The sequence below is a fragment of the Mesorhizobium sp. WSM4904 genome, assembly GCF_029674545.1.
Classification (GTDB): domain Bacteria; phylum Pseudomonadota; class Alphaproteobacteria; order Rhizobiales; family Rhizobiaceae; genus Mesorhizobium.
Genome location: NZ_CP121354.1, coordinates 660,616 through 683,885 on the forward strand (window position 1 = coordinate 660,616; position 23,270 = coordinate 683,885).

22 protein-coding genes and 1 tRNA gene are annotated in these 23,270 nt (G+C 63.7%); 14 read left to right on the top strand and 9 right to left on the bottom strand.

The window, feature by feature from the left end; all coding sequences use genetic code 11:
- Positions 1–159: 159 nt before the first annotated feature.
- The gene (locus QAZ47_RS03055; RefSeq protein ID WP_278232465.1) at positions 160–921 is read right to left on the bottom strand and encodes a phosphatase PAP2 family protein; all 762 of its coding nucleotides are present in this window, start codon (positions 919–921) and stop codon (positions 160–162) included.
- A gap of 81 nt (positions 922–1,002) precedes the next feature.
- Here QAZ47_RS03055 and QAZ47_RS03060 point away from each other — a divergent pair, with 81 nt between their 5' ends.
- The gene (locus QAZ47_RS03060; RefSeq protein ID WP_278232466.1) at positions 1,003–2,154 is read left to right on the top strand and encodes a glycoside hydrolase family 172 protein; all 1,152 of its coding nucleotides are present in this window, start codon (positions 1,003–1,005) and stop codon (positions 2,152–2,154) included.
- Between the two features lie 320 nt (positions 2,155–2,474).
- Positions 2,475–2,837: a hypothetical protein gene (locus QAZ47_RS03065; RefSeq protein ID WP_278205512.1), complete on the top strand. Its 363-nt coding sequence runs from the start codon at positions 2,475–2,477 to the stop codon at positions 2,835–2,837.
- Between the two features lie 356 nt (positions 2,838–3,193).
- On the opposite strand, the gene QAZ47_RS03070 is transcribed toward QAZ47_RS03065, so the two are convergent.
- The gene (locus QAZ47_RS03070) at positions 3,194–4,111 is read right to left on the bottom strand and encodes an NmrA/HSCARG family protein (RefSeq protein ID WP_278232467.1); all 918 of its coding nucleotides are present in this window, start codon (positions 4,109–4,111) and stop codon (positions 3,194–3,196) included.
- 142 nt (positions 4,112–4,253) lie between these two features.
- Between QAZ47_RS03070 and QAZ47_RS03075 the strand changes: the two genes are divergently transcribed.
- Together QAZ47_RS03075 and QAZ47_RS03080 are read left to right on the top strand one after the other, a co-directional pair.
- A complete protein-coding gene (locus QAZ47_RS03075) occupies positions 4,254–5,171 on the top strand; it encodes a LysR family transcriptional regulator (RefSeq protein WP_278232468.1) in 918 nt (305 codons plus the stop codon).
- A 328-nt stretch (positions 5,172–5,499) separates the two neighbouring features.
- Positions 5,500–5,694 (top strand): DUF6494 family protein, encoded by a 195-nt coding sequence (locus QAZ47_RS03080; protein ID WP_278205515.1) that lies wholly within the window; start codon positions 5,500–5,502, stop codon positions 5,692–5,694.
- A 437-nt stretch (positions 5,695–6,131) separates the two neighbouring features.
- On the opposite strand, the gene QAZ47_RS03085 is transcribed toward QAZ47_RS03080, so the two are convergent.
- Complete coding sequence (locus QAZ47_RS03085; RefSeq protein WP_278205516.1) at positions 6,132–6,857, bottom strand: SDR family oxidoreductase; 726 nt, start codon at positions 6,855–6,857, stop codon at positions 6,132–6,134.
- A 41-nt stretch (positions 6,858–6,898) separates the two neighbouring features.
- Positions 6,899–7,645 (bottom strand): SDR family oxidoreductase, encoded by a 747-nt coding sequence (locus QAZ47_RS03090; RefSeq protein WP_278232469.1) that lies wholly within the window; start codon positions 7,643–7,645, stop codon positions 6,899–6,901.
- Between the two features lie 126 nt (positions 7,646–7,771).
- On the opposite strand from QAZ47_RS03090, the gene QAZ47_RS03095 reads away from it, so the two are divergent.
- Positions 7,772–8,671 (top strand): LysR family transcriptional regulator, encoded by a 900-nt coding sequence (locus tag QAZ47_RS03095; protein WP_278232470.1) that lies wholly within the window; start codon positions 7,772–7,774, stop codon positions 8,669–8,671.
- Between the two features lie 64 nt (positions 8,672–8,735).
- On the opposite strand, the gene QAZ47_RS03100 is transcribed toward QAZ47_RS03095, so the two are convergent.
- On the bottom strand, positions 8,736–9,635 hold the full coding sequence (locus tag QAZ47_RS03100) for an AraC family transcriptional regulator (RefSeq protein WP_278232471.1): 900 nt from the start codon (positions 9,633–9,635) through the stop codon (positions 8,736–8,738).
- A gap of 164 nt (positions 9,636–9,799) precedes the next feature.
- On the opposite strand from QAZ47_RS03100, the gene QAZ47_RS03105 reads away from it, so the two are divergent.
- A complete protein-coding gene (locus tag QAZ47_RS03105; RefSeq protein ID WP_278232472.1) occupies positions 9,800–10,759 on the top strand; it encodes an aldo/keto reductase in 960 nt (319 codons plus the stop codon).
- Between the two features lie 195 nt (positions 10,760–10,954).
- Here QAZ47_RS03105 and QAZ47_RS03110 read toward each other — a convergent pair whose 3' ends face one another.
- Both QAZ47_RS03110 and QAZ47_RS03115 read right to left on the bottom strand, forming a co-directional pair.
- On the bottom strand, positions 10,955–11,362 hold the full coding sequence (locus QAZ47_RS03110) for a hypothetical protein (protein ID WP_278232473.1): 408 nt from the start codon (positions 11,360–11,362) through the stop codon (positions 10,955–10,957).
- A gap of 207 nt (positions 11,363–11,569) precedes the next feature.
- Complete coding sequence (locus QAZ47_RS03115) at positions 11,570–14,395, bottom strand: winged helix-turn-helix domain-containing protein (protein ID WP_278232474.1); 2,826 nt, start codon at positions 14,393–14,395, stop codon at positions 11,570–11,572.
- A gap of 239 nt (positions 14,396–14,634) precedes the next feature.
- On the opposite strand from QAZ47_RS03115, the gene QAZ47_RS03120 reads away from it, so the two are divergent.
- The 4 genes from QAZ47_RS03120 (at position 14,635) to QAZ47_RS03135 (ending at position 18,648) form a co-directional block, all read left to right on the top strand.
- Positions 14,635–15,051: an organic hydroperoxide resistance protein gene (locus tag QAZ47_RS03120; RefSeq protein WP_278205523.1), complete on the top strand. Its 417-nt coding sequence runs from the start codon at positions 14,635–14,637 to the stop codon at positions 15,049–15,051.
- Positions 15,052–15,109: 58 nt separating this feature from the next.
- A complete protein-coding gene (locus QAZ47_RS03125; protein WP_278205524.1) occupies positions 15,110–16,171 on the top strand; it encodes an alpha/beta hydrolase in 1,062 nt (353 codons plus the stop codon).
- Between the two features lie 82 nt (positions 16,172–16,253).
- Positions 16,254–17,030 (top strand): alpha/beta hydrolase, encoded by a 777-nt coding sequence (locus tag QAZ47_RS03130; RefSeq protein WP_278232475.1) that lies wholly within the window; start codon positions 16,254–16,256, stop codon positions 17,028–17,030.
- A gap of 364 nt (positions 17,031–17,394) precedes the next feature.
- Positions 17,395–18,648: an epoxide hydrolase family protein gene (locus tag QAZ47_RS03135; RefSeq protein WP_347567182.1), complete on the top strand. Its 1,254-nt coding sequence runs from the start codon at positions 17,395–17,397 to the stop codon at positions 18,646–18,648.
- A gap of 89 nt (positions 18,649–18,737) precedes the next feature.
- Here QAZ47_RS03135 and QAZ47_RS03140 read toward each other — a convergent pair.
- Both QAZ47_RS03140 and QAZ47_RS03145 read right to left on the bottom strand, forming a co-directional pair.
- Positions 18,738–18,814, bottom strand: a tRNA-Arg gene (locus QAZ47_RS03140).
- Positions 18,815–19,004: 190 nt separating this feature from the next.
- A complete protein-coding gene (locus QAZ47_RS03145; protein ID WP_278232476.1) occupies positions 19,005–20,498 on the bottom strand; it encodes a HAMP domain-containing sensor histidine kinase in 1,494 nt (497 codons plus the stop codon).
- Between the two features lie 23 nt (positions 20,499–20,521).
- On the opposite strand from QAZ47_RS03145, the gene QAZ47_RS03150 reads away from it, so the two are divergent.
- Genes QAZ47_RS03150 through yidC form a run of 4 tightly spaced genes read left to right on the top strand, consistent with a single transcriptional unit; the run spans position 20,522 to position 23,101 of the window.
- Entirely contained in the window at positions 20,522–20,716 is a 195-nt protein-coding gene (locus QAZ47_RS03150) for a hypothetical protein (RefSeq protein WP_278232477.1), read from the top strand.
- Positions 20,717–20,755: 39 nt separating this feature from the next.
- Positions 20,756–20,890 carry a 50S ribosomal protein L34 gene (rpmH, locus tag QAZ47_RS03155; protein ID WP_008833937.1) on the top strand — a complete coding sequence of 45 codons (135 nt, stop codon included), beginning with the start codon at positions 20,756–20,758 and terminating at the stop codon, positions 20,888–20,890.
- Between the two features lie 16 nt (positions 20,891–20,906).
- A complete protein-coding gene (gene rnpA, locus QAZ47_RS03160; protein WP_278232478.1) occupies positions 20,907–21,260 on the top strand; it encodes a ribonuclease P protein component in 354 nt (117 codons plus the stop codon).
- 14 nt (positions 21,261–21,274) lie between these two features.
- The gene (gene yidC / locus QAZ47_RS03165; protein WP_278232479.1) at positions 21,275–23,101 is read left to right on the top strand and encodes a membrane protein insertase YidC; all 1,827 of its coding nucleotides are present in this window, start codon (positions 21,275–21,277) and stop codon (positions 23,099–23,101) included.
- Positions 23,102–23,270: the final 169 nt, after the last annotated feature.

Below are 23,270 nucleotides of genomic sequence, written 5' to 3' on the forward strand. Positions count from 1 at the left end.
TAGGCATGCAGGGAACTCTGCCTGGGCCGTTCCTCTCACGCTGATGCACGTCTGATGCACACGCCGCGCACCGCCGCGGCGGACAGCGATGTCCGGATCTGGGAAAGGTTGCAAAGACAGGCGGCGTCCAGCGAAGGAGCAGGATACCGCCTTCGCTGCCTACATACTCAACCCCAGTGCCTTTCGGAGCTCCATTTTCGCCGGCTCGAATTCCTTCTGGAAATCCGGATTCTGCATCAACGCCTGAGCCATGAGTGCACCGGCTGCGTGACCGGCGCCGAGGTCGCTGCGATAGTGCACGCCGACGATCAGCCGGCTCAGGGCGTAGTCGTTCGCGCGCTGCATCAATTCTTCCTTCCTCTCCGGAAGCATCTTGGACAGAACGATGGCGATCGCAGTGCCATTCGTCGAATGGCCGGAGGGATACGCCCCCGACTTCGACAGCTTGATCAGAGGCTTGATCTCCTCATCGACCAAGGGCGGGCGCGGGCGGGCAAAGCCTTTCTTGGCACTTTCCGTGACGACTTCCTCGGTATCGAGAATGCGCTGCACGAGCGCTGTCGTCAGCGGAACCGTAGCTGTGTCGACCTTGATGCTCGTGCCGGCCAGGAACGGCTGCAATCCCTCTTCATTGTCGGCGATTGCCTGCTGCTTCCGGCCCTCGCTCGTGGAAGCCATGAGTTGCTTGACCTCGACCAGCTCGGCCTTGGTCTCGGCCGAATTCTTGGCGGGTGGCGGCACAAGCAGGTCGAGCAGATTTACCGTCTCAGGCCCGAAATAGGGGTGCCCCTCTTCTGCGAATGTCGGCTGCGAAAGAGCAAGCGCTGCGAACGCAACTGCCCCCATGAGCGTCCTGCGAGTGATGGCGGTCATTTTGCCCCTCAAATCTTGTGGAGAGCATAAGGGATAAAGAGGCCGCATGAATCTAATGTGACGCTGCGACACATGCCGAACCCGTCGGCAGCCCCAAGTAAGTGGGAGGAGATACATAGGAGCGATCCAATGACCCAAGCCGGACTTTCACCGCTGCGCGGCCTCGCCAAGCTGCGCGATGCCAGCACGCGACGCTTCTCCAGCTACGACCGCACCGGCGGCAACGACGACCGCCTGCACATCGAGCCGGGCGAGACCGTGACAATCGCCGAACATGAAGGCGCCGGCATCGTCACCCATATCTGGGCGACGCTGGCCTGCAACAGCGAAAGCTTCCTGCGCAAGGCCGTGCTGCGCGCCTACTGGGACGGCGAGGAGGAGCCCAGCATCGAGACGCCCATCGGCGACTTCTTCGGCATCGGCCACGCCCGGACGAAGAACTTCGCCAGCCTTCCCGTGCAGGCAAGCCCCGAGGACGGCAAGGGCTTCAACTGCTATTTCCCGATGCCCTTCGCGACCGGCATGAAGATGACGGTCAGCAACGAGGCCGAGGACGAACTGGTGCTCTACTACTATGTCGACCTCGAACTGCATGACAGGCTGGAGGACGATCTCGGCCGCTTCCACGCGCAGTACCGCCAGGCGCGGCCAAAGGGCATGGCGGAGACCGGCCTCACCAACGAGCAGTTCCTCTTCGGCGGCGAGAACACGGACGGCAAGGACAACTATACGATCCTCGAGGCCGAGGGCCGCGGCCACTATGTCGGCGTGCTGTTCAGCGTCAGCTCGCGCCGGCGCGCCGCGCAGTGGGACTGGTATGGCGAGGGCGACGACATGATCTTCATCGACGGCGAGCCCGGCCTCTCGGTGCCCGCCCGCAAGCCCCTCGGCCAGCAGGTGGCGCTGATCGAGCCACGCGGAGAGAGCGCGCCGGGCGCCAACGACGCCTGGCCGCCGACCCTGCACGGCACCGGCACGGAGGATTATTTCAACACCGCATGGTGCCCCACCCAGGATTATTCTGCGCCCTATCACGGCGTGATCGCTGCGGGAGGGCCGAACTGGAGCGAGCCGGTGACGCTCTATCGCTGGCACATCGAGGACCCGGTGATCTTCCGCCAACGCATCCGCGTCAGCATCGAGCACGGCCACGCCAACCGGCGCTCGGACGACATCTCGTCGGTCGCCTTCTGGTACCAGGCCGAGCCGCACAGGCCGTTCGCGCCGCTGCCGGCGGTCGCCGCGCGCATCCCAGGTTTCGGCCGCGACGCGGAGGCTTAGAGCGTTTCACCGTTTCACGGAAACGCCGAACCGCTCTAACTCTTTGTTTTTACGCAATTCCGGGCGGAAAACCGCTCACACTTTTCCTGGAATTGCTCAAGGACGCAACCATCGTGTCCCATGCGCGAGCCGGGCGGAGTTCGTGGCATCGAAGAAGGGCCGGCCCTTCTACGCTGCACTTGCCGGTGTGCGGTTGATAGCATCCTGACATGAATGCGCGAACCTTCGTGCTACGGTGCGGGTGGTTTCTGGCACACCCAGTCTTGCCTGCCATGAAGTGAAGAGGAGAGTTCACCACGTCCAGGATCAGCCGCCGCGCCTTGCTCCTTCATTCCAGCAGCGCTGTTGTCACTTCCACGGTTGCGGCAGCGGCTCTCGCCACGGAGCCACCGCGCCAAGACCGAGAAACGTCCCGCGAACTGCGTGCGCTGATCGAGGCGCACACGACGGCATATGCGATGTTTGGCAAGGCCGTCCATGAAACGGGTGGAAGCAGCCGCAACTGCGACAGAGCCAGCCGAGCAGAGGAAAAGGCTCTGCTGGCCGTCTGCGCCTACCCGGCGGTCAGGGAAGGCGATCGCTTGGCCAAGGCCCGATATCTGTTGGAGGTCGAGGCGCGCGGCGAACTCGACCTGCCGGAGCACATGCAGGCTATTCTTCGCTCGACAATGTGGAAGGCATGAGACCGACTGCCATGCAACCGGTCAGCCTCCATAAGATCACCCGAAGCTCGCCGGCTGACATCTTTCCGAAAGGTTTGTCCAGCAGCAGTTCGTAACCGATCTTCCGGCGCTCACCAGTCAGATCGCACATGTCGACTGACGACCCCATGTCGACCATTTAGTTTGGTAACACTGAACTCCGTTAATGGACGTTCGATATCTGCCCCCAGAGCGTGGTGGATGGTCTGTTCGCAATATGGCCAAGCTCGGCCAAGAATTTTGGTCTGGCAAATGGCTGGCGCATCGCGCGTTCCGCGACGAACAGCTGGGCCATTCGTCGCGAGCGAGTTTGCTGTGAACCGAAGCGTCTTGTTGGCTCAAGCAGGGGAAGCTGTGTTGAGCCGGAAATTCTCCCGAGCCCACGATGCAAAAGTCGTCGGCGTCTTACCGGCCACCTTGTTTGCAAGCGCAATTTCTTCGTCGAACGAACGCGGGCCAAGGTAGGTATAGGTTTCGTAATAGGCCAACGTCTCGCCTAGCGCAGCCGCCCCCGGGAAGAACCCTGTATAGACCTCCATCGGGACCCGGGTGAACGAGAGCTGATGGCCCTGCTGATTCAACACGCCGACGAGGTCGTTGAAACTCAGGAAATCGCCGACCAACGGCAGACATACGCCGTTGCCGGTTTCATCCGGGTGCGCAAAAGCGCCAGCCACGATGTTGCCGAGTTCGCTGATGTCCCCCATGTGAAAACAACGCACTGCTGGATCGATGGGCAGCACCCAACCAAAGCTTCCGTCCGGCTGCTTCTGCGGACCGAATGGTCCCGAGAAGTTCTGGTAGTAGGCAGGCGGCACGACAAAAGTGTGGTGCGAAAATCCGGCTTCCCGGACGATCGGATCTACCTTTGCCTTGCCGGTGAACTGGGGAAGATTGAAGTTGCCGTCGCTGATCCTCTCGACGTTTGGAAGGGTCGACCAGACAAAATGGTTGACCCCCGCAGCTTTCGCGGCCTGGATTGCCGCTGTCGCCTGCTTGATCTCGTCGGTGCCTTCCTGCCAGAAATTGGTGACGAGAAAGACCCCGTGTGCGCCTCCGAGGGCGGCTGCAAGCGTCTCAGGCCGTTCCAGGTCGGCTGCGGCAACTTCGTCAGCGAGGCCTTCATATTTGCGGGGGTCACGCGTGAGCGCGCGCACTTTGAATTGGTCGTTGGCCTTGAGGGCGCGCACCACGCCGGCGCCCTGATTTCCGGTGGCGCCGAACACGGCGATCAGTTTCTTGTCGTTGGATATCATTTGCAGCTCTTTCCGTGTTGGCTTCAGCGCCCGCGCGTACGCGAGAGCGCTCCTGCCGGTTAGCTTCGGCTACAGCTTGCGCCGGATCGAAATTCGCAACAATGCTTCAACAATTGACATCATTTGACAGGATTCGATCCATATGAGCGATCCCGTGGAAACCGCAGAACTCGTCGCCTTCACCAAGACGGTCGACGCCAAGTCCCTCTCGCGTGCCGCCGCCGAGCTGCGCGTCCCGCGCGCGACGGTGAGCCGCCGCCTCGCGCGGCTCGAGGAGCGTCTCGGCGCGCGCCTCCTCCGCCGCACGACGCGAAGCCTCGTGCTCACCGATATTGGTGAGGTGTTCTATCGGCAGGCCTGCATCGCGCTTGAGGCCGTGCGCCTCGCCGAGCAGAGCGTGCGGATGACCGACGACGTCGTGCGCGGCGATTTGCGCGTCTCGGTGCCGCCGGTAATGAGCGTTAGTTTCCATGCAATGCTCTGTGAGTTCGCGACGCGCTACCCCGAGCTGCGCGTCCATGTCCACACGTCGAACCAGCTCGTTGACATCCTCCGCGACGGTTACGACGTCGCGCTCCGCGCCAGTAGCCAGATCCAGCCCGGCCTCATCGCGCGCACGCTCTTCCGCGACCCGATGATCGCCGTCGCGTCTCCCGCCTACCTCGCTGATCGCGGTGAGCCTCAGACGCACCGCGATCTCCGGAACCACCGCTGTCTCCTTGGCTTCGCGCGTGGCGAGCTGCCGGAGACCCATTGGCCCATGGTCTCCGGAAGCAAGCTCCACGTTGACGGCGCGTTCTTCGCAAACGACATCGCCCTGTTGTGCGATGCCGTCTTGCAGGGCCTCGGCATCGCGCTCCTCCCACGCGGCCTCGTGTCGTCGCACCTGGAGAGCGGCGCGCTCGTGCAGGTGCTCGCTGACATCATAGGCGCCGAAATGCAGATCGCGCTCGTCTATCCCGAGCGCACGTTCCTGCCGCCGCAGGTGCGAGCTTTCATCGATGCGGTCGCTGCCTGGGTGAAGCGCGAGCTTGCAGAAAGCTATCAGCCGTCGCTCTAGTAGTTGGACATCTGGCCGTCTAGGTCGGCCTTTGTCATTGCGGCCGTGACTGGCAGTTCAGGCAGCGCGGCTACGATTGGCGCCCCTTCTCCACGCCAGATAGCACAAACAACGCCAATGATGTTTGCGCCAGCCTCGCTGACCAACCGCGCCGCGTATGGTAGTCGGCATGCGGCCCGATGCCGCCATCCCAAATCTCTTCGCTTCGAACCGTCGGTCCTTCGGGCTCAGGACCTATTTCTATGGAACCGCGCGTCACCGTCCTGCTTCCTTGATCCCTTGCCTTGCCTTCCCTTACAATTCCTTCCGGACACAGAGGAGTTCTGCGATGAGCGAAGACGCCTTCAACATGTCGATCCGCAAGTTCCTGAAGGAAGTCGGCGTCACCTCCCAGCGCAAGATCGAGGAGACCGTGCGCGAAGGGCAAATCGGCGGCAAGAAGAAGTTGAAGGTTCGCATGACGCTGACGGCGGAAGGCACCGGCCTCAACCACGTGCTGGACGGTGAGATCGAACTTCCATAAGCCGGGCGAAGCAACCTAGCGCAATCTAGTCCGGTCGAAGTAGTACCGCTCACCCCGCGCAAACCGACTGCGAGCCTGCGATGGTCGGGGCATGACCATGGAGGAGGCCGAGGCGCTGCGCTCCGAAGACCGGATTTGTATACGCCTCGGATGGCCACCCGGCGGATCAGCCATGCTGGTGGTATTAATTTGCCGCCGCTGCGGTCCTGCACTAGTGGTGAAAATCTGACGCTTGGAACCCGCTGGGAATGGCGGGAACCGACCCGGGACGATCCTCCAGAATCCGAGCGGGGCTGCCCCAGAGCGGACACTCGAATCTGGGCGCATTCAGTCTCCGGCACGACAGCAGAGTAGTGCCCGCGCCATTTGGTCGGTCGACCAGCGCACCGTCGTTGACCGGATAGTGATCTGCCACTCGTCGCGAAGATGACACGCCTCTATCTCTGTGCGACGGGACGGACGGTGATCTCGTTGACGCCGACCTCCCGCGGCTGCTCGATGGCATAGAGCACCGCCCGCCCGATCGCCTCCGGTTCGATGGCGTTGCGGCGATACTCCACCATCGCCCGGGCGGCTGCTTCGTCGGTGATCGTGTCTGCGAGCTCGGAGCGCGTCACGCCGGGATAGATGCAGGTGGCGCGGATCGTCTCGTTCTCCTTGCGCAAGCCGTCGGTGATGGCCCGTACCGCGAACTTGGTGGCGCTGTAGACGGCCGAGGTCGGCACCACCTCGAAGCTGCCGACCGAGCCGATATTGACGACATGGCCGCTCCCCTGCGCCTGCATCACCGGCAGGACGGCCGCGATGCCGTGAAGGACGCCGCGGATGTTGACGTCGATCATCCGATCCCATTCCTCGAGCTTCAGCGCGGCGAGAGGCGACAGTGGCATCACCCCGGCATTGTTGACGAGGACGTCGATCCGGCCGAACCGCTGCCGCGCCTCGGCGACGAGGGCTTCCATGCTGGCGCGCTCGGTGACGTCGAGGGCGCGGGCGGCGGCTTGGCCGCCCTTCGCCTCGATCTCCTCGACGAGCGCGGCGAGCCGATCGGTGCGCCGCGCTCCCAGCATAAGGGTGGCGCCGGCGTCGGCGAGGACACGCGCGGTGGCCTCCCCGATGCCGCTGGAAGCGCCGGTGATGAGAACGACCCGGTCGATGGTCATGGCAATCTCCTGTATCGGTGTTGGCTGCGACGGCCGGGCGCTCACTGTGCCGTGTAGCCGCCGTCGACGAAGAGCTGCGCCCCGGTGATGAAGCTCGAGGCGGGGGACGCGAGGAAGGCGATCGCCTCGGCCACCTCCTCCGGGCGGCCGATGCGCCCGATCGGGTGGGCGTCGCCGAAGCTGCGCAACATCTCCCGTCCGTTCTCGACCACGCCTTCCATGATGTCGGTGTCGATGACGCCAGGCAGGACCACGTTGCAGCGGATGCCGAGGCGGCCGTACTCGACCGCGACGATGCGGGCGAGCTGCGCCGAGGCCGCCTTGGAAGAGGCATAGGCCGCCTGCGTCGGGAACGCCGTCGTCGCCGAGAGCGAGGCGTTGATGACGACGGCGCCGCCCTCCTCCATCAGCGGCACCGCCGCCCGGATCGTGACGAAGGCGCCGCGGGCGTTGATCTGGAAGATGCGGTCGTATTCCTCGACCGAGGTTTCGGTCAGCGGCTTGTTGAGGGTTCGTCCGGCATTGGCGACGACGATGTCGAGCCGGCCGAAGCGCTCGCGGGCGAGCGCGACCGAACGCCGGGCAAGGCCCTCGTCCGAGACGTCGCCCACCAGCGTGGCGACGTCGCCGGCTTCGAGCGCCTGGACCTCGTCGGAGAGGTCGGAGGCGACGATCCGGGCGCCGCGGGCGCGCAGCAGGTCGAGCGTGGCGCGTCCGATGCCGCGACGCGCGCCGGTCACGAGCGCCACCTTGCCGGTCAGGTCATAGGTATTGGGCAGATTGGTCATTGCTGTCTCCGTGGGTGCTGGCGGAGCGCACCCCGTGCGCCCGCAATCGATGCCTGGGAGATAGCAATCGCTCGCTGTCGATTTAACTTGCCGCGAACTGGATCTTATGGTTAGGAACGCTAACCAATGCAGATCGATCTCAACCTCCTCACGCTGTTCGCCGCTGTGGCGGAGACGGGTAACTTCCGCGCTGCGGCCGACCGGCTTGGGGTGACGCGCTCGGCGATAAGCCAAGGCGTGCGGCGCCTGGAGACCGCGCTCGGCCAGGCGCTGTTCCTGCGTAGCACCCGCAGCGTGCGCCTGACCGAGGCCGGCGAGCGCTTCCTGGCCCAGGTCTCGGCGCCACTGGCCGAGATCGCGAACGCCCTCGAAGCAGCGTCCGGCTCTGCGGAGGAGCCCCGCGGCCTGCTGCGGATCGCTGCCACCTCGATCGCCGAGAGGTTCCTGTCCGGACCGCTGATCGCCTCCTTCAGCGAGGCGCATCCCGGCGTCACCCTCGACGTGACGGTGACCGATCTGGAATTCGACATCATCGCTGCCGGCTTCGACGCCGGCGTGCGCCTCGGCGAGGTCATCGAGCGCGACATGATCGCGGTGCCGCTGACGGGCGACCAGCGCCAGGTCGCGGTGGCGACGCCGGACTATCTCGCGCGCCACGGCACGCCCGAGCATCCGCGCGATCTCGTCCGCCACCGCTGTATCGGCTGGCGGCCGCAGACGCACACCGCGCCCTATCGCTGGGAATTCGAGAAGGACGGCCGCGCCTTCGACGTCTCGGTCGAGCCACAGATCACCACCAACGACATGCTCCTGATGATCCGCACCGCGCTCGCCGGCGGGGGCATTACCTTCGGCATGGAAGAAACCTTCCGGCCCCATCTCGAGCGCGGCGAGCTCGTCTCGATCCTCTCCGACTGGTTGCCGCCCTTCGCCGGCTTCTTCCTGTACTTCCCCAGCCGCCACACCGTGACGCCGAAGCTGAGGGCGCTCATCGACCATGTGCGACACTATCGCGAGCGATCTTAAAGCGCGTCACGATCTTTCAGATTCGCTCCATGCGCTTTAATGCGCCGACGTCGGCAGGCTGACCTCAGGCGACCACTGCCAGGCCCGGCGAAGCGCGCAAGCGGGCTATGTCGCGCGCCGGCGGTTCGCCAAAGTGGCGGCGATATTCGCGGCTGAACTGCGACGGGCTTTCGTACCCCACGCGGAAGGCGGCGGTCGTGGTGTCGATGTCCTGGACCAGCATCAGGCTGCGCGCGTCCTGGAGCCTGAGCTGCTTCTGGAATTGCAGCGGCGTCATCGCCGTCACGGCACGAAAATGCTCGTGCAGGCTCGACGGACTCATGCCCACTTCCGCGGCAAGCCGCTCGATGCTGAACCGTTCCCGGAAGTTCTGCCCGATCCAGGCGATGGCGCGGCCGACCTGGGCCACCCGACCCTGGCTGGAGGTGATATGGCGCATCCTGGCGCCGTCCGGGCCGGCGAGCAGGCGGTAGAGAATTTCCTGCTCGGCAAGTGGCCCGAGCACGGGCAGCGCCGCCGGATCGTCGAGCAGGCGCACGAGGCGCAGGACCGCGTCGAGCAGACCGGCGCCGGCGTCGGACACCGTCTTGCCTATGGGCAGAGAGGGCGCTCCCGGCGGCGGCGGCACGCGCAACGCCAAGTCCCCCAGCATCACCGGATCGAAATCGAGGTACAGGCAGAGATAGGGCTTGTCGGGCGTCGCCTCGACCACATGGCCTATAGCCGGCAGATCGTAGGTCACAACCCCATAGCGCCCCGGTGCGTATCTGAACACGCGGTCGCCCAGCGTGACCTCCTTTTGCCCCTGCGCGACGAGGCACAGTTGCGGCCGGTAGACATTCGGCATCGGCATCGTCACCGTGGAGGATCGAACAAGCGTCACGCGTTCGATGGGAGTAGCTTGGAAGCCATCCTTCGAGACATGCCGGGCAATCACGGCCGCGATTTCGGTCAGTGTTTCCATGAATCGGACCATCGCACGGGCGCGGAGGGGCGACAATGCGAACCCCGCGACTTCTGGAGGATCGGGCAGGAATCCCGGCGCATCGGGCTAACGGTTCGACGTCGCCGCGCAGCATAGTTTCCGCAGCCTCTGGTGAGGCAGGTGAGCAAGTATGGAGAGCAAACATGACAACCGATAATCTGAAGATCCCCACGGTCGCACTCGGCACCTGGGCCTGGGGCGATAGCGGCGAGACTGGCGACGGCTATTTCGGCAGCTCGCTAACTCGGGCTAGCCTGGAAGAGGTCGCGGACAAGGCGCATGCGGCCGGCTTCACCCTGTGGGACACCGCCGTGGTCTACGGCATGGGCCGTTCGGAGACCGTACTCGGGGAGGTCCTGAAGCGCTACGCCCGCAGCGACTACCAGCTCTCCACGAAGTTCACCCCGCAGGCCGCGGGAAGCGGTGACGACCCGATGGCGGACATGCTGGAGCAGAGCCTGGCACGCCTCGGCACCGACTACATCGACATCTACTGGATTCACAATCCAGCGGATGTGGCGCGGTGGACTCCGCGCCTGATCCCGTTGCTGAAGAGCGGGACGATCAAGCATGTCGGCGTCTCGAATCACAATTTGAGCGAAATCGAGCTCGCCAACCAGATCCTTGGAGACGCCGGGTTCCGGGTCGAGGCCGTCCAGAACCACTATAGCCTCCTCTACCGCAGCTCCGAGGATGCCGGCATCCTGGACTACTGCCGCAGCCAGGGCATCCCGTTCTTCGCCTATATGGTGCTCGAGCAGGGCGCCTTGACCGGCAAGTACAGCCCGGAAAACCCGCTGCCGGAAGGCACCAACCGGGCGAAGACTTACAATGGCATGCTGCCTCAGCTGAAGGCGCTGACGGACAGGCTCGCCGCGATCGGCCAGAAACACGGTGCAGCAGCTCCCGATGTCGCAACGGCCTGGGCTATCGCCAAGGGCGCGACGCCGATCATCGGCGTCACCAAGCCCAACTACATCGATGGTCTGGTCCGAGCCACCAGCATGACGCTCTCCGGCGACGACATCGCGGAGCTGGAAGCCCTCGCCGACGCCGCCAACGTGAACACCCGCGGCTGGTGGGAAAAAGCGATGCAGGTTTAAAGCTCGGCTAGGACCTCCGACCGCCGCTCCGAGCAGGACGGCAGGCGATCATCTCGTTCCGCGGGATGATCGCCTGGCCTAACCGCCCACGCCTTCCCGGCGTTGCCGCGCCGGCTCCACTACAAGCGCCGAAGAGCGCAAAACCTCTGGAAAGGCCGCACCATGCCCTTATTCAATCCGCCGCAAAACGGGTCCTCACCTTTCAAATCGATGCGCGGCGACCACGCCGGCCTCCGCGTCGCTGACCTCGACGCCGCACTGAGATGGTACCAGGACGTCCTCGATTTCCGGCACACGCGCAGCATCGAGGCGATGGGACTCACCTTCGCCTTCATCGCACCGCCGAACGACAACAGTTTCGAGATAGAGATCGTCGCTGGCCTCGGCGCTGTCGACCGACCTAGACCTGAGGACCTGCACGCGACCCTCGGCCTCCATGGCTGGCACCATCTGTGCTTCCACGTTGACAGCGTCGACGATGCGGTCGCTGAACTGCGGCGCCGCGGAGTCGACGTCATCGCTGGCCCGGTGGACTTCAGCGCGATCCAGCGCCGAGGCGCGTTCTTCCTGGATCCATGGGGCAATCTCTTCGAGTTGAACCATAGCTTGTCCGCCTGAACCACGGCTCCGGTGTATCAGGCGTCGCAGCGGCCGCCCGAAGTTGCGACGGCGTGGGCCATCGCCAACGGCACGACGCCGATCATCGGCGTCACCAAATGGCGCACCCGCCGCGACTCGAACGCGGATGCAGCGGGGCGAGCGAATTTCCGCAGACTAATTTAATTTGTAGCGTTAGTCTGCGGCGTCCATCTAGCGCAGGGTCGCTAGCAGGCAGGCGGCAGACTTCAGATCAGCCGTATCCAAGCCCTCTGCGAAACGCTCGAACAGCGGTTGGAGTAAAGCTTGGGCGCTTTCGTGTTGGGTGCGATCAGCCAGAAGAGCTGCCAAATCGATCGTGGCGCGCAACTCCCACCCCCGCGAGCCGTGACCACGGCTCATTTCGAGCGACCGCCTGAAATACATTTCCACCTCGTCATCAGCACCGGGCTTGGTTACGCGAACAAGGCTTCCCTTCACGCGCAGCAACTCCGGCATGTAGCAAAGATCCCCATTTGCCTCGACCGATCGGATTGTCTTGTTGACTAGTGCGAGGGCTTCCGCGAACTGGCCCGTCGCGGCGAAACCTTGAACGAGCGCGATGCTGAGCGGCGTTGTGAGCAGTTCGTATGGGGCTGCGTGAAGGTCCTGAAGAACGCGTTGCAGGCTCCGAACCCCGCTTTCTGCATCGCCTCGACGAATGGCAAGTTCTCCTTGGAAGCCCCGCCCGACTGTGAGGTAGGGCCTGAGAGAGTGCAGCTCGGCGCAGGAGAAAAGACGATTTATATGCTCCTCCGCCCGGTCGAAATCACCGACCCAGACCAACACGGAAACTGCCCAGACCAGAGCGATGGAGAGCGTTAGCGGATGGTCTAACGTTTCCGCATCCTTGACTGTCAGCAGCGCACGCTCCACCGCGCGATCCGGATAGCCTTGCAGCCAGTGTGTCCTGGCCAGGATCGCGCCGGCGAGAATTCTGCCGTCAAAGCCGAGATAGTTCGTCGTGGTCAGGTCAGAACGAGGGCCGCATCGCAGCGCCTCTTCGAGCGCAGTCCGCGCACGCTCATGCTCTCCGTTCAGATGGAGCGAAATTCCCATCAAAGAATGCGCCAATGTCGTGGAGACCGAGTCCTCAAGAGTGCCAGCGATGACGGAGCAGCGCTCCGCATAGCTGAGCGCCGTCCTGAACCCTCCCGTGCGCAGGTGGAACATCTGCAATGGACCCAAAACCTGGAGCTGATCGAGCCCATTGCCTCGCTCCTCGGCAATGGCGAGGCTTCTCTTCAAGGCCGCACGCGCAGCGTCCTGTCCTCCACGCGTGAACATCAGGGATACACCCGAGGCCGCCTGAAGACGCATCTCGTCGGGCCCTCCATCCGTGCTGTCGTCCAGAGCGAGAATTGCCTGGGCAGCCCAGCGGTGGCATTCGGTGAGCAAGGACATCGACAGGAAGACTGGAGCTGCGGCAGTGGCGAGCCGGATGCCGAGTTGAGTGTTCCCGTTAGGCCCGAAGCACCATTCCAAGGCCGCTCGCACATTCGCAATGCCGGCGAGGTGGAGAGCCCGCTGTGCCGCACTCGACAAGGTCGGCCATTCAGTTCCAGTTTCCTCCAGCCATCGCAGATAGTAGGTGACGTGGCGGGTGGCCAGCTCCGTGAGTTCGGCATCGTGGACGTCGAGATGGAGGGCATAGGCCCGCGTCGTATCGAGCAGCCGATACCGCATTGTTGCACCAGCGGGTCTTGCCGCGACCATCGACTTGGCTACGAGGCTGTCGATGGCACCAAACACCAGAGTCTCGTCAGCGGTGCGGCTCGTCACGATCGCCAGGGCGGCCTCAATCGAAAAGTGGCCAACGAACACGGCGAGCCGGCGAAGCACTAGACGCTCGAACTCGGACAGAAGCCCGAAGCTCCAGTCCAAAGTGGCCTGGAGGGTCTTCTGGCGCGGCGGCGCGGTGCGCTGCCCCGGCCACAGCAGAGTCAGTCGTTCGTCGAGAAGGGCCGCTGTCTTGTGAAGGCCGTAGCTCGCAACCCGTCCGGCCGCCAGCTCAATCGCGAGCGGCATGCCGTCAAGCTTCCGGCATATGTTGGCCACGACCTTGGCATCTGCATCGTCGAGATCGAGGCGAGCGCCGCTCGCCGCGGCGCGTTCTACGAAAAGCTGGGATGCGGGGAAGCCCTGCGCAACTGACACCGTGAGCTCCGGATCGTCCGGCGGGTATGCCAGCGGCGCCAGCTTGTAAACGTTCTCCCCTTCGACTTGAAGCGGCTCGCGGCTCGTCGCGAGGATGTGAGTCTGCGGCGTGTTGGCGAAGATACGGGTTGCCAGGTCTGCAGCCGCATCGATGACATGCTCGCAGGTATCGAGGATCAGGAGGGTCCGCCGCCCCACCAGACAGGCGATCAGCTCGGGGATGGCGTCGTCGGACTGTGGTGACAGCCCGAGCGTCGAGGCCACTGTGGTCGCGACCAGGCTGGAATCGCTGAGCGCGCCTAGATCGACGAAATGCACGGCGCCAGCGAACATCTCGATCAGATCATGTCCCACCGACACCGCAACAGTGGTCTTGCCGACCCCACCGGTGCCAACGATTGTGACGAAGCGCGTGGCAATGAGCTGGGTTGAAAGCGCGATAGCATCATCGGCCCGCCCCACCATCCGAATGAGCCGGCTTGGTAGATCGGCGTGATAGCTGGCGGCGACCTCCCTCTGCACGTCGTTCCGACTGCCCGATCGCGAGATTGGCGCCACAAAGCAGTAGCCTCGTCCGGCCAAGGTCGCGATGTAGCGCGCGCCGTCCTTGCCGTCCCCCAGGGCTTTTCGCAGGTTGGCCATGTGAAATCGCAGGCTGCCCTCCTCCACGGTGACATCGGGCCAGACATGGGCCAGCAGGTCCTTCTTACTGACGACCTCGTTTGGGCGGGCAGCCATGGTCGCCAGGATGTCGAAGGCGCGTGCACCGAGATCAACCGGCACGCCCTGGCGCAGAAGGAGTCGTTCGTTCGCAACCAGGGTGAAGGGACCAAATGAAATCATGTCGCTTGTCGCGGCTCCGACAGTATCATGGGGTCATCCTTCGCCTGATTGAGGAAGATCCTGGCTCGCAGAAGGCCTTCCCTCAGGACAGATCCGCCACGCCGGGTGACGATCTGCGGCGGGACTTGCTGCTGCTGGCGAGCACTAACAGCTCCTCATAACGCATAACGGGCAAGCAGGGCGACCTCTCTCTATGTATCGAAGCAGCACAGCCTTCCATTGACCAACGGAGAGTGATCATGCCCGCACAAACAAACAAACTCTATACCGGAAAAGTCCGCACCGCCGGTGGCCGGAACGGAGCATCTCGCAGCTCCGACGGGAGGCTGGACATCCGGCTCTCGCCACCCGGAGGCCCGGGCAGCGGCACCAATCCCGAGCAGCTGTTTGCCGCGGGCTGGTCGGCCTGCTTCGAGGGCGCGATGGCGATCGCCGCCCGCAAGATGAACGTCGCGCTGCCCGCCGGAACGGCAATCGACGCAGAGGTGGACCTCAACGTCGACGAAGGCGCCTACTTCCTCGGCGCGCGTCTCAGCGTGAGTCTGCCAGGTCTCGATCGCAACGTCGCACGAGCGGTCGTCGATGCAGCCCATCAGACCTGTCCCTACTCGAAGGCCACGCGCGGCAACATCGATGTCGAAATCAACCTGGTCTAGCCTCATGCCGACCGTCGGGTCGGAGTTGGCCAAAACCTCACAGCAAGGCGGTTTACCAATGAACGCAATCAGAACTCCAGAAGAGATCGACCATTCCCGCCGACGCCTGTTCGGCATCGCCGCAGCGACCTTCGCGGCTGCGCAACTCGGCGCGATCAGCGGCGCGAGAGCGCAAGGTGGCCAGACAGACGCCGCCGCTTCCGCCTCCATACAGCCCAGGACCTCTTTTGCTTCCCTGAAGCAAATCGACGCCGGCCTGCTGAACATCGGATATGCCGAGGACGGCCCTGCAGGCGGCCCCCCGGTCATCCTCCTGCACGGCTGGCCCTATGACATCTATAGCTATGTCGATGTCGCGCCGCTGCTTGCGGCCGCAGGATACCGCGTGATCATGCCCTATCTCCGTGGCTACGGCACGACGCGCTTCCTGTCGGACGCCACCGTCCGAAACGGCCAGCAGGCGGCGCTCGCCGTCGACATCATCGCCTTGATGGATGCCCTCGCCATCCAGAGGGCGGTCGTCGCAGGCTACGACTGGGGGGCGCGGACTGCCAACATCGTCGCCGCGCTGTGGCCGGAGCGCTGCAAGGCCATGGTGTCCGTCAGCGGATATCTGATCGGCAGCCAGGCGGCCAACATGGCGCCGCTGCCACCGCAGGCCGAGCTGCAATGGTGGTATCAGTTCTATTTCGCCACCGAGCGCGGCCGCGCAGGCTACGCGAAAAACACGGACGACTTCGCCAAGCTGATCTGGCGGCTCGCGTCGCCGCAATGGAAGTTCGACGACGCCACCTTCGCGCGAAGCGCGGCAGCCTTCGCCAATCCGGACCATGTCGACATCGTCATCCACAATTACCGGTGGCGCCTCGGCTTGGCCGCAGGCGAACCCAGATACGACGACCTGGAAAGAAAGCTCGCCACGGTTCCGACGATCGGTGTGCCGACGATCACGATGGAAGGCGATGCCAATGGCGCGCCGCATCCAGCCCCCGGTGCCTACGCCAAAAGATTTTCCGGCAAATACGAACACCGGCTGATCACGGGCGGCATCGGGCACAACCTGCCGCAGGAGGCACCACAGGCCTTCGCCCAGGCAGTCATCGACGTCGACCGGTTCTAGCCCCCGCGCGCTCAGGGTCACGATTACGTCTTCGCGCGGCTTGCGCCAAAGTCCAACCAATCAACCGTCAAAGGACATCGAGATGAAAACACTGCTTGCAGCCTTGGCAATCGCCAGCGCCTTGTTCGGCAACGCATATGCGCAGGCCAACAAACCCACCGTCGTTTTGGTTCACGGCGCGTTCGCGGATTCGTCGAGCTGGAACGGCGTCGTCAAAATCCTGGAGAAGGATGGCTATCCTGTCGTAGCCGTCGCCAATCCGCTGCGTGGGGTCAAAAGTGACGCTGGCTACGTCGCCGACATCCTTGGCTCCATCAAATCGCCTGTCGTCCTCGTTGGCCATTCCTACGGCGGCTCGGTCATCAGCGACGCGGCCGAAGGCCATGCGAACGTCAAGGCACTGGTTTATGTCGCGGCCTTCGCGCCGGATGCGGGCGAGACCGCCGCGCAACTCGCCGGCAAATTTCCCGGCAGCTCGCTCGGTCCGACCCTCGCGCCGCCGGTCACCCTGTCAAGCGGTGGGAAGGACCTCTACATTCAGCAGGATAAGTTCCACGATCAGTTCGCCGCCGACGTCTCCGAAGCCGAAGCCAGGCTGATGGCCGCGGGGCAGAGGCCTGTTGCAGAAGCTGCGCTGAGCGAAATCCAAACTGAAGCAGCGTGGAAAAAGCTTCCAACCTGGTTCGTCTACGGGGACGGCGACAAGAACATACCGGCGCAAGCCTTGGCATTCATGGCTGCCCGGGGCCACTCTCGGGATACCGTGGTCATCAAGGGCGCCTCGCATGTAGTTATGGTATCGCACCCTGAACCGGTGGCGCGGCTGATCGAGAAGGCCGCTACAGAGACATCACGATGAAAGCGGTGGTGATGACCGCCCAAGGCGGACCGGAAGTGATTGAACTTGTCTAGTTGTCCGAGCCGGAGTCCGGCCCGGCCGAGGTCGCATGGCAAACGAAGGTCTTGAACTTTCCCGGCGCAGGTTGCTGGGATTGATGGGAGCAACGACAGCGGTCGCCGTAATTTGGTGCCGGCACGGCGATTGCCGCGCCCGCAGTCGGGCAGGAGCGGCGCACCGCTCGGCTATTCTTCACCGACGTGGGGTGCGGCCCCGACGTCATGCTGCGGCGTGGGTGGACCTGCGATTCGCACGACTGGAGCTGGCAGATGCCGGCGTTCGAGAGCAAGTATCGCGTGATCGACGTGTTGTAGGCCATGGGAGCTTGGACCCGGCCGCGACACTCGGCGCGGTGCCGGCAGATTGGTGCGCTGTTCTGCGTAGCGACTTCGACAACCTTCGTGAGGCCTGTATGGAAAGCCGTCCTTTCACGATCCACGTAGCCGACGAAGCCATAGAGGACCTGCACCGTCGCCTGTGGAACAGTCATTGGCCCGGTTCGATCGATGCAGATAGCTGGGAGGACGGCACCAGCCTTTCGTTCCTCAAGCGTCTGCGAGATCACTGGCTGCACCAGTTCGACTGGAGGATGCAGGAGGGTCGGCTGAACAGGCTGCCGCAGTATGTTTCGACGATCCGAGGCCTCGGCATCCACTTCGTCCACCAGCCCGGGGTGGGACCTGCGCCCATGCCACTCGTCCTGACACATGGCTGGCCGGGTTCATTCGCGGAGATGGAGCGCATCATTCCACTTTTGGCCGATCCGGGTGCCAATGGCGGCGATCCCGGCGATGCGTTCCACGTCGTCGTGCCATCGCTGCCCGGCTACGGCTTCTCCCAAGCGCCTGCCGCTCCGGGCGTCAGTGCTCGGGAGATTGCCGCCATATGGCGAGAACTCATGGCCGGACTTGGCTATGACCGCTTCGCAGCCCAAGGCGGCGACATCGGCGCGGGTGTCTCGTGCTGGCTGGCGCGCAGTTTTCCGGAAAGCCTCGTCGGCGTCCACCTCAACTATATCCCCGGCAGCTTCCGTCCGGGTCGGGATAAAAGCACCGCGCCCTTATCCGCCGAAGAGACGGCCTTCCTCGACAAGGCGGCGGCCTTCGCGGCAGCTGAGGGCGCCTACGCGGCGCTCCAGGCCACCAAGCCGCTAACCCTGGCCTTCGCGCTCTCCGACAGTCCCATCGGTCTTGCTGCCTGGATTGCCGAGAAATTTCGCGCCTGGAGCGATTGCGGCGGCGAACTCGAGCGAGCGATACCTATCGACACGCTGCTCACCGACGTTTCGATCTACTGGTTCTCAGGCAACATCTCTGCATCGTTGCGACTTTACAAGGAACTGCGCTCTCAGCCGCTGGCCTTCGAGGTAGGCGAGCGGGTTGGCGTGCCGTTCGGAGTGTCAGTCTTTCCGCGCGAGCTGCCCATGCCCCCGCGTTCTTGGGTCGAGCGTGCGCTCAACGTTGTGCGCTGGACCTGCATGCCCGCGGGCGGTCATTTCGCTGCACTCGAGCAACCCGAAGCGCTGACCGAGGAAATCCGAGCGTTCTTTAGGCCGCTTCGTTCAAGGGACAATGTTTAGGACCGCTGGCCACGCGGAAGTTCCCGTGCTTCCGCGACTGCCAGGAACACTGAAATGCCTTCAACGTCCGGCCAACATCTGGAATTTGTTGGCGCGCCCGAAGAGATTCGAACTCCTGACCCCCAGATTCGTAGTCTGGTGCTCTATCCAGCTGAGCTACGGGCGCGCAACAGGCCGTGTAAGACACAAGCCCCGCGATCCGGTCGAGACGGCCGGCCGCGATGTGGAGTGTTCCCTAACGACTGAATTTCGGAAAAGCAAGCCGATCCGGCAAAAGTTTTGTCGCAGGCATTGCGGCTGAGCCTCCGACGGCGTCGTTCAGGACGGAACCGGCGCCGTCGTTGGGATGGTTGCGGTCAAGCGGGGCGGCGCAGGCCGTTACGCGCCTGGTCGAGCCGCACCGGCTGGTCGGGGATGGTGACGGCGAAGACCGTGCGGCCGCCGATCGATTCGACGAGCTCCACCGATCCGCCATGGGCACGGATCAGCTCATGGGCGATCGCCAGGCCAAGGCCGGTGCCGCCGCTGCGCGCCGAACCGCGGAAGGCGGCGAACAGGTTCTCGCGCGCTTTCGGCGGCAGGCCGGGGCCGGTGTCGGTGACGGTGATGCGGCTGACGCTGCCCGAGCGCTCGGCCGAGACAGCCAGCCGGCGCACCACCGCGCTCTCGGTATCGGCGGCCATCGCCTGCACCGAATTGCGGCACAGATTGGTGAGCACGCGGAACAGCTGATCGGAATCGGCGTCGACCTCGAAGGTGTGCTCGACGGCGTTGATGAACTCGATGCCTTCCTCGATGTCGAGCAGGCCGTGCACGTCGTCGACCAGCTGGCGCAGCCGCAAGCGGCGGCGCGACGGCGCCGGCTCCTGCGTGCGGCCATAGGCGAGCACGCCTTCCGAATAGGCGACGGCGCGGTCGAGCGCGCGCAAAAGCTTCGGCGCGAAGGACTGCACGGTCGGATCCTTCACCTGGCGCAGGCGGTCCGACATCAGCTGCGCGGAAGCGAGGATATTGCGCATGTCGTGGTTGATCTTCGACACCGCGAGACCGAGGTCGGCGAGGTGCTTCTGCTCGGAGAGCATTTTTTGCAGCCGATCCTGCATCTGCGCCAGCTCGCGCTCGGCGACGCCGATCTCGTCGGCGCGCTCGGTCGGGCAGATGATGCGACCGGGATCGTCGGGCGCTTCGGAGAAGGACAGGATCGAGCGCGTCATGGTGCGGATCGGGCCGATCATGATGAGGTCGATCGCCGCATAGACGAGCATGGCGGTGAACAGCGAGATAAGCAGCGAGACGACGGCGACGTTGCGCGAATAGCGCAGCATCGCGTTGCGCAGGCTGTAGTCCGGCATGATCAGCTCGAATTCCTTGTCGCTGTCGCCGACCGGACCGAAGACGCGCAGCATGCGGTTGCCGCCGGCGAACAGCGTTTCCAGCGCGCCTGTCATGCCGTTGACCAGGCCGACATTGGCGATGTCGACATGCTCGTCGACCTTCGGCGGCATGTCGGCCACGACCAGCAGCCGCGAGACGCCGCCGTCGCGCACCGCGATCGCCTTGGCGCCGATCGCCATCAGCACGTCGTTCTGGGCGGTGTGCGACAGCGAGTTGGGCTCGCCCTGCAGCAACACGATCGAGACGGCCGCGGCGGTGCTCAGCCGTTCCTTCAGCCAGTTCACCCGGTAGCTGGCGATCCAGGGCAGGAAGATCAGGATTTCGGCGAGCAGCACGAAGACGATGGTGAGAAAAAGAAGCTTGGTCGACAGGCCGCGCGACAGCGGCACCCGGCGCGGCGAGCTCTCAGCCGCCGGGCGTGCCTTTTCATCCGTGGACTGGATTTCACTCGTCATGACGCGGTCTTCACGAAGGCTTGATGGGGCAAGGTTATGCGATTTGCGGCTTTTTTGCCAATTTCGCCCCCGACGTCGCAAAAAAATCGCCCGCGGCAGGCTGGATTGACTTCCAAAAACCTTCTTTCTATAAGCCCGCTCACGCTCGGGCCATTCGTCCCGGCGCGGTTTCGATCGCGCCTAAAACCGGCTGGGCGAAAGCTCCTGTTACAAAGTGACAGAATCAAGAAGGGCCGCACGCCGCGGTATTAAAACAAATGAAGCGTACCTACCAACCGTCCAAACTCGTCCGCAAGCGCCGGCACGGTTTCCGTGCCCGCATGGCCACCAAGGGTGGCCGCGGTGTCGTCGCAGCCCGCCGCAACCGCGGCCGCAAGCGGCTCAGCGCCTGAACGAAAGACGAGATCGTTGCCCGCAACCGGCAAGCCAAAGGGACAGACTCCCGGGCGGCTTCTGAAACGCGCGGATTTCCTGGCTGCGCGCGGCGGCGAGAAGCGCCGCGGGCGGCTTTTTCTCGTCGAGGTTCTCGACCGTGGCGACGACCTTTCGCCGCGTGTCGGCTACACCGTCACCAAGAAGGTCGGCAACGCCGTGATGCGCAACCGCGTCCGGCGGCGGCTGAGAGAAGCCGTGCGCATGCATGCCGCCGATGACATGGCGCCCGGTAATGACTATGTCATCGTCGGGCGCGAAGACGTGCTTGCCGTTTCGTTCGGCCAGTTGAAGGCCGAGCTTTCCCGCCGGCTGCGCGGAACACGATAGGCCAAGGGCTTTCGATGGAAAACAACCGCAATTTCTTCATCACCATCGCGCTGTCGGTGCTGATCCTGACGCTGTGGCAGGTGTTCTACATGAACCCGCGCATGGAACAGCAGCGCGAGCAGGCCCGCATCGAGCAGCAGCGCGCCGAAGCGCAGAAGAAGGAAGCGGGTGGCGCCAATCCGACCGGCGCTGCCACATCGGCAACGCCGCAAGGCAGCATTCCCAATACTCCAGGCGTCGACGGCTCGGCACCGGCAAATCTGCAGCAGGCGCTCGCCGCAACCACGCGCGTCAAGATCGATACGCCCAGCCTGTCGGGCTCGATCAACCTTACCGGCGCCCGCCTCGACGATCTCAAGCTCAAGCACTACACCGAGACTGTCGACAAGAATTCACCCCAGATCCAGTTGCTCAACCCGGAGCCGTTGTCGAACGGCTATTTCGCCGAGATCGGTTTCGTCGGCGACAGCAATGTCGGCGCGCTGCCCGGGCCGAAGACGGTGTGGAGTGTTGACGGCAATGCGACGCTGAGCCCCTCGACGCCGGTGACGCTCACTTTCACCAACGACAAGGGATTGGTCTTCAAGCGCACCTTCTCGGTCGACAACGACTATATGTTCACGGTTTCCGACACCGTTCAGAATACCGGCAGCGCCGCCGTCTCGCTGTTCAATTACGGCCGCGTCGCCCGTTTCGATAAGCCGGCCGTCGCCAGCACCTATGTGCTGCACGAGGGTCTCATTGGCGTCACCGGCAGCGAAGGCCTGCAGGAGCACAAATACGCGGCGATCGAGAAGGACAAGCAGGTTAAGCCCGGAAAGTCGACCGACGGCTGGCTCGGTATCACCGACAAATACTGGGCCGTGACGCTGATCCCTTCGGAGAAGCAGCCGTTCCAGCCCAGCTACTCCTATGTCGACATCAACAACGGGCTTCGTCACAGCTATCAGTCCGATTTCATGACCGATGCAATCGCGGTCGGGCCGGGGCAATCGACAACAGTCGAGACGGAGATCTTTGCCGGAGCCAAGGAAGTCAACAAGGTCAACGCATACGCTCAGGACCGGAACATCCGGCTGTTCGATCGCCTGATCGACTGGGGTTGGTTCATCTGGATAACCAAGCCGATGTTCTACCTCATCGACACGCTGTACAAATTCTTCGGTAATTTCGGGCTGGCGATCCTCGCCACCACCGTCATCGTCAAGGCCATCTTCTTTCCCTTAGCCAACCGGTCCTACGCGTCGATGGCGAACATGAAGAAGGTGCAGCCGAAGATGCTGGAGATCCGCGAGAAATACGCGGACGACAAGATGAAGCAGCAGCAGGCGATGATGGAGCTCTACAAGACCGAAAAGATCAATCCGCTGGCCGGCTGCTGGCCGGTGGCGCTGCAGATCCCGGTGTTCTTCTCGCTCTACAAGGTGCTCTACATCACCATCGAGATGCGGCACGCGCCGTTCTTCGGCTGGATCCACGACCTTGCCGCGCCCGATCCGACCTCGGTGTTCAACCTGTTCGGCCTGCTGCCCTTCGCGCCGCCGGCCTTCCTGCCGCATCTTGGCGCCTGGGCGGTGGTGATGGGCATCACCATGTTCCTGCAGATGCGCATGAACCCGGCGCCGCCGGATCCGACGCAGGCCGCGGTCTTCACCTGGATGCCGGTGATCTTCACCTTCATGATGGGCAGCTTCCCGGCCGGCCTCGTCATCTACTGGGCCTGGAACAACCTGCTCTCGATCCTGCAGCAGGGCGTGATCATGAAGCGCCAGGGCGCCAAGATCGAATTGTGGGACAATCTGGCGGCGATGTTCCGCAAGAAACCATCGCCGGCGGAATAGAAGCCGCATGATCTTCCAAAGCGAACCTCGGCCATTGGCCGGGGTTTTCGTTGGAGATACCGATGGGACAGCGCCAACCTACGTGATTGGCCGTGTCCCTCTTCCCGATCGTCATTCTAGGGCGGAGCAAGGAGCGAAGCGACGCGCGCAGACCCTAGAATCCATGCCG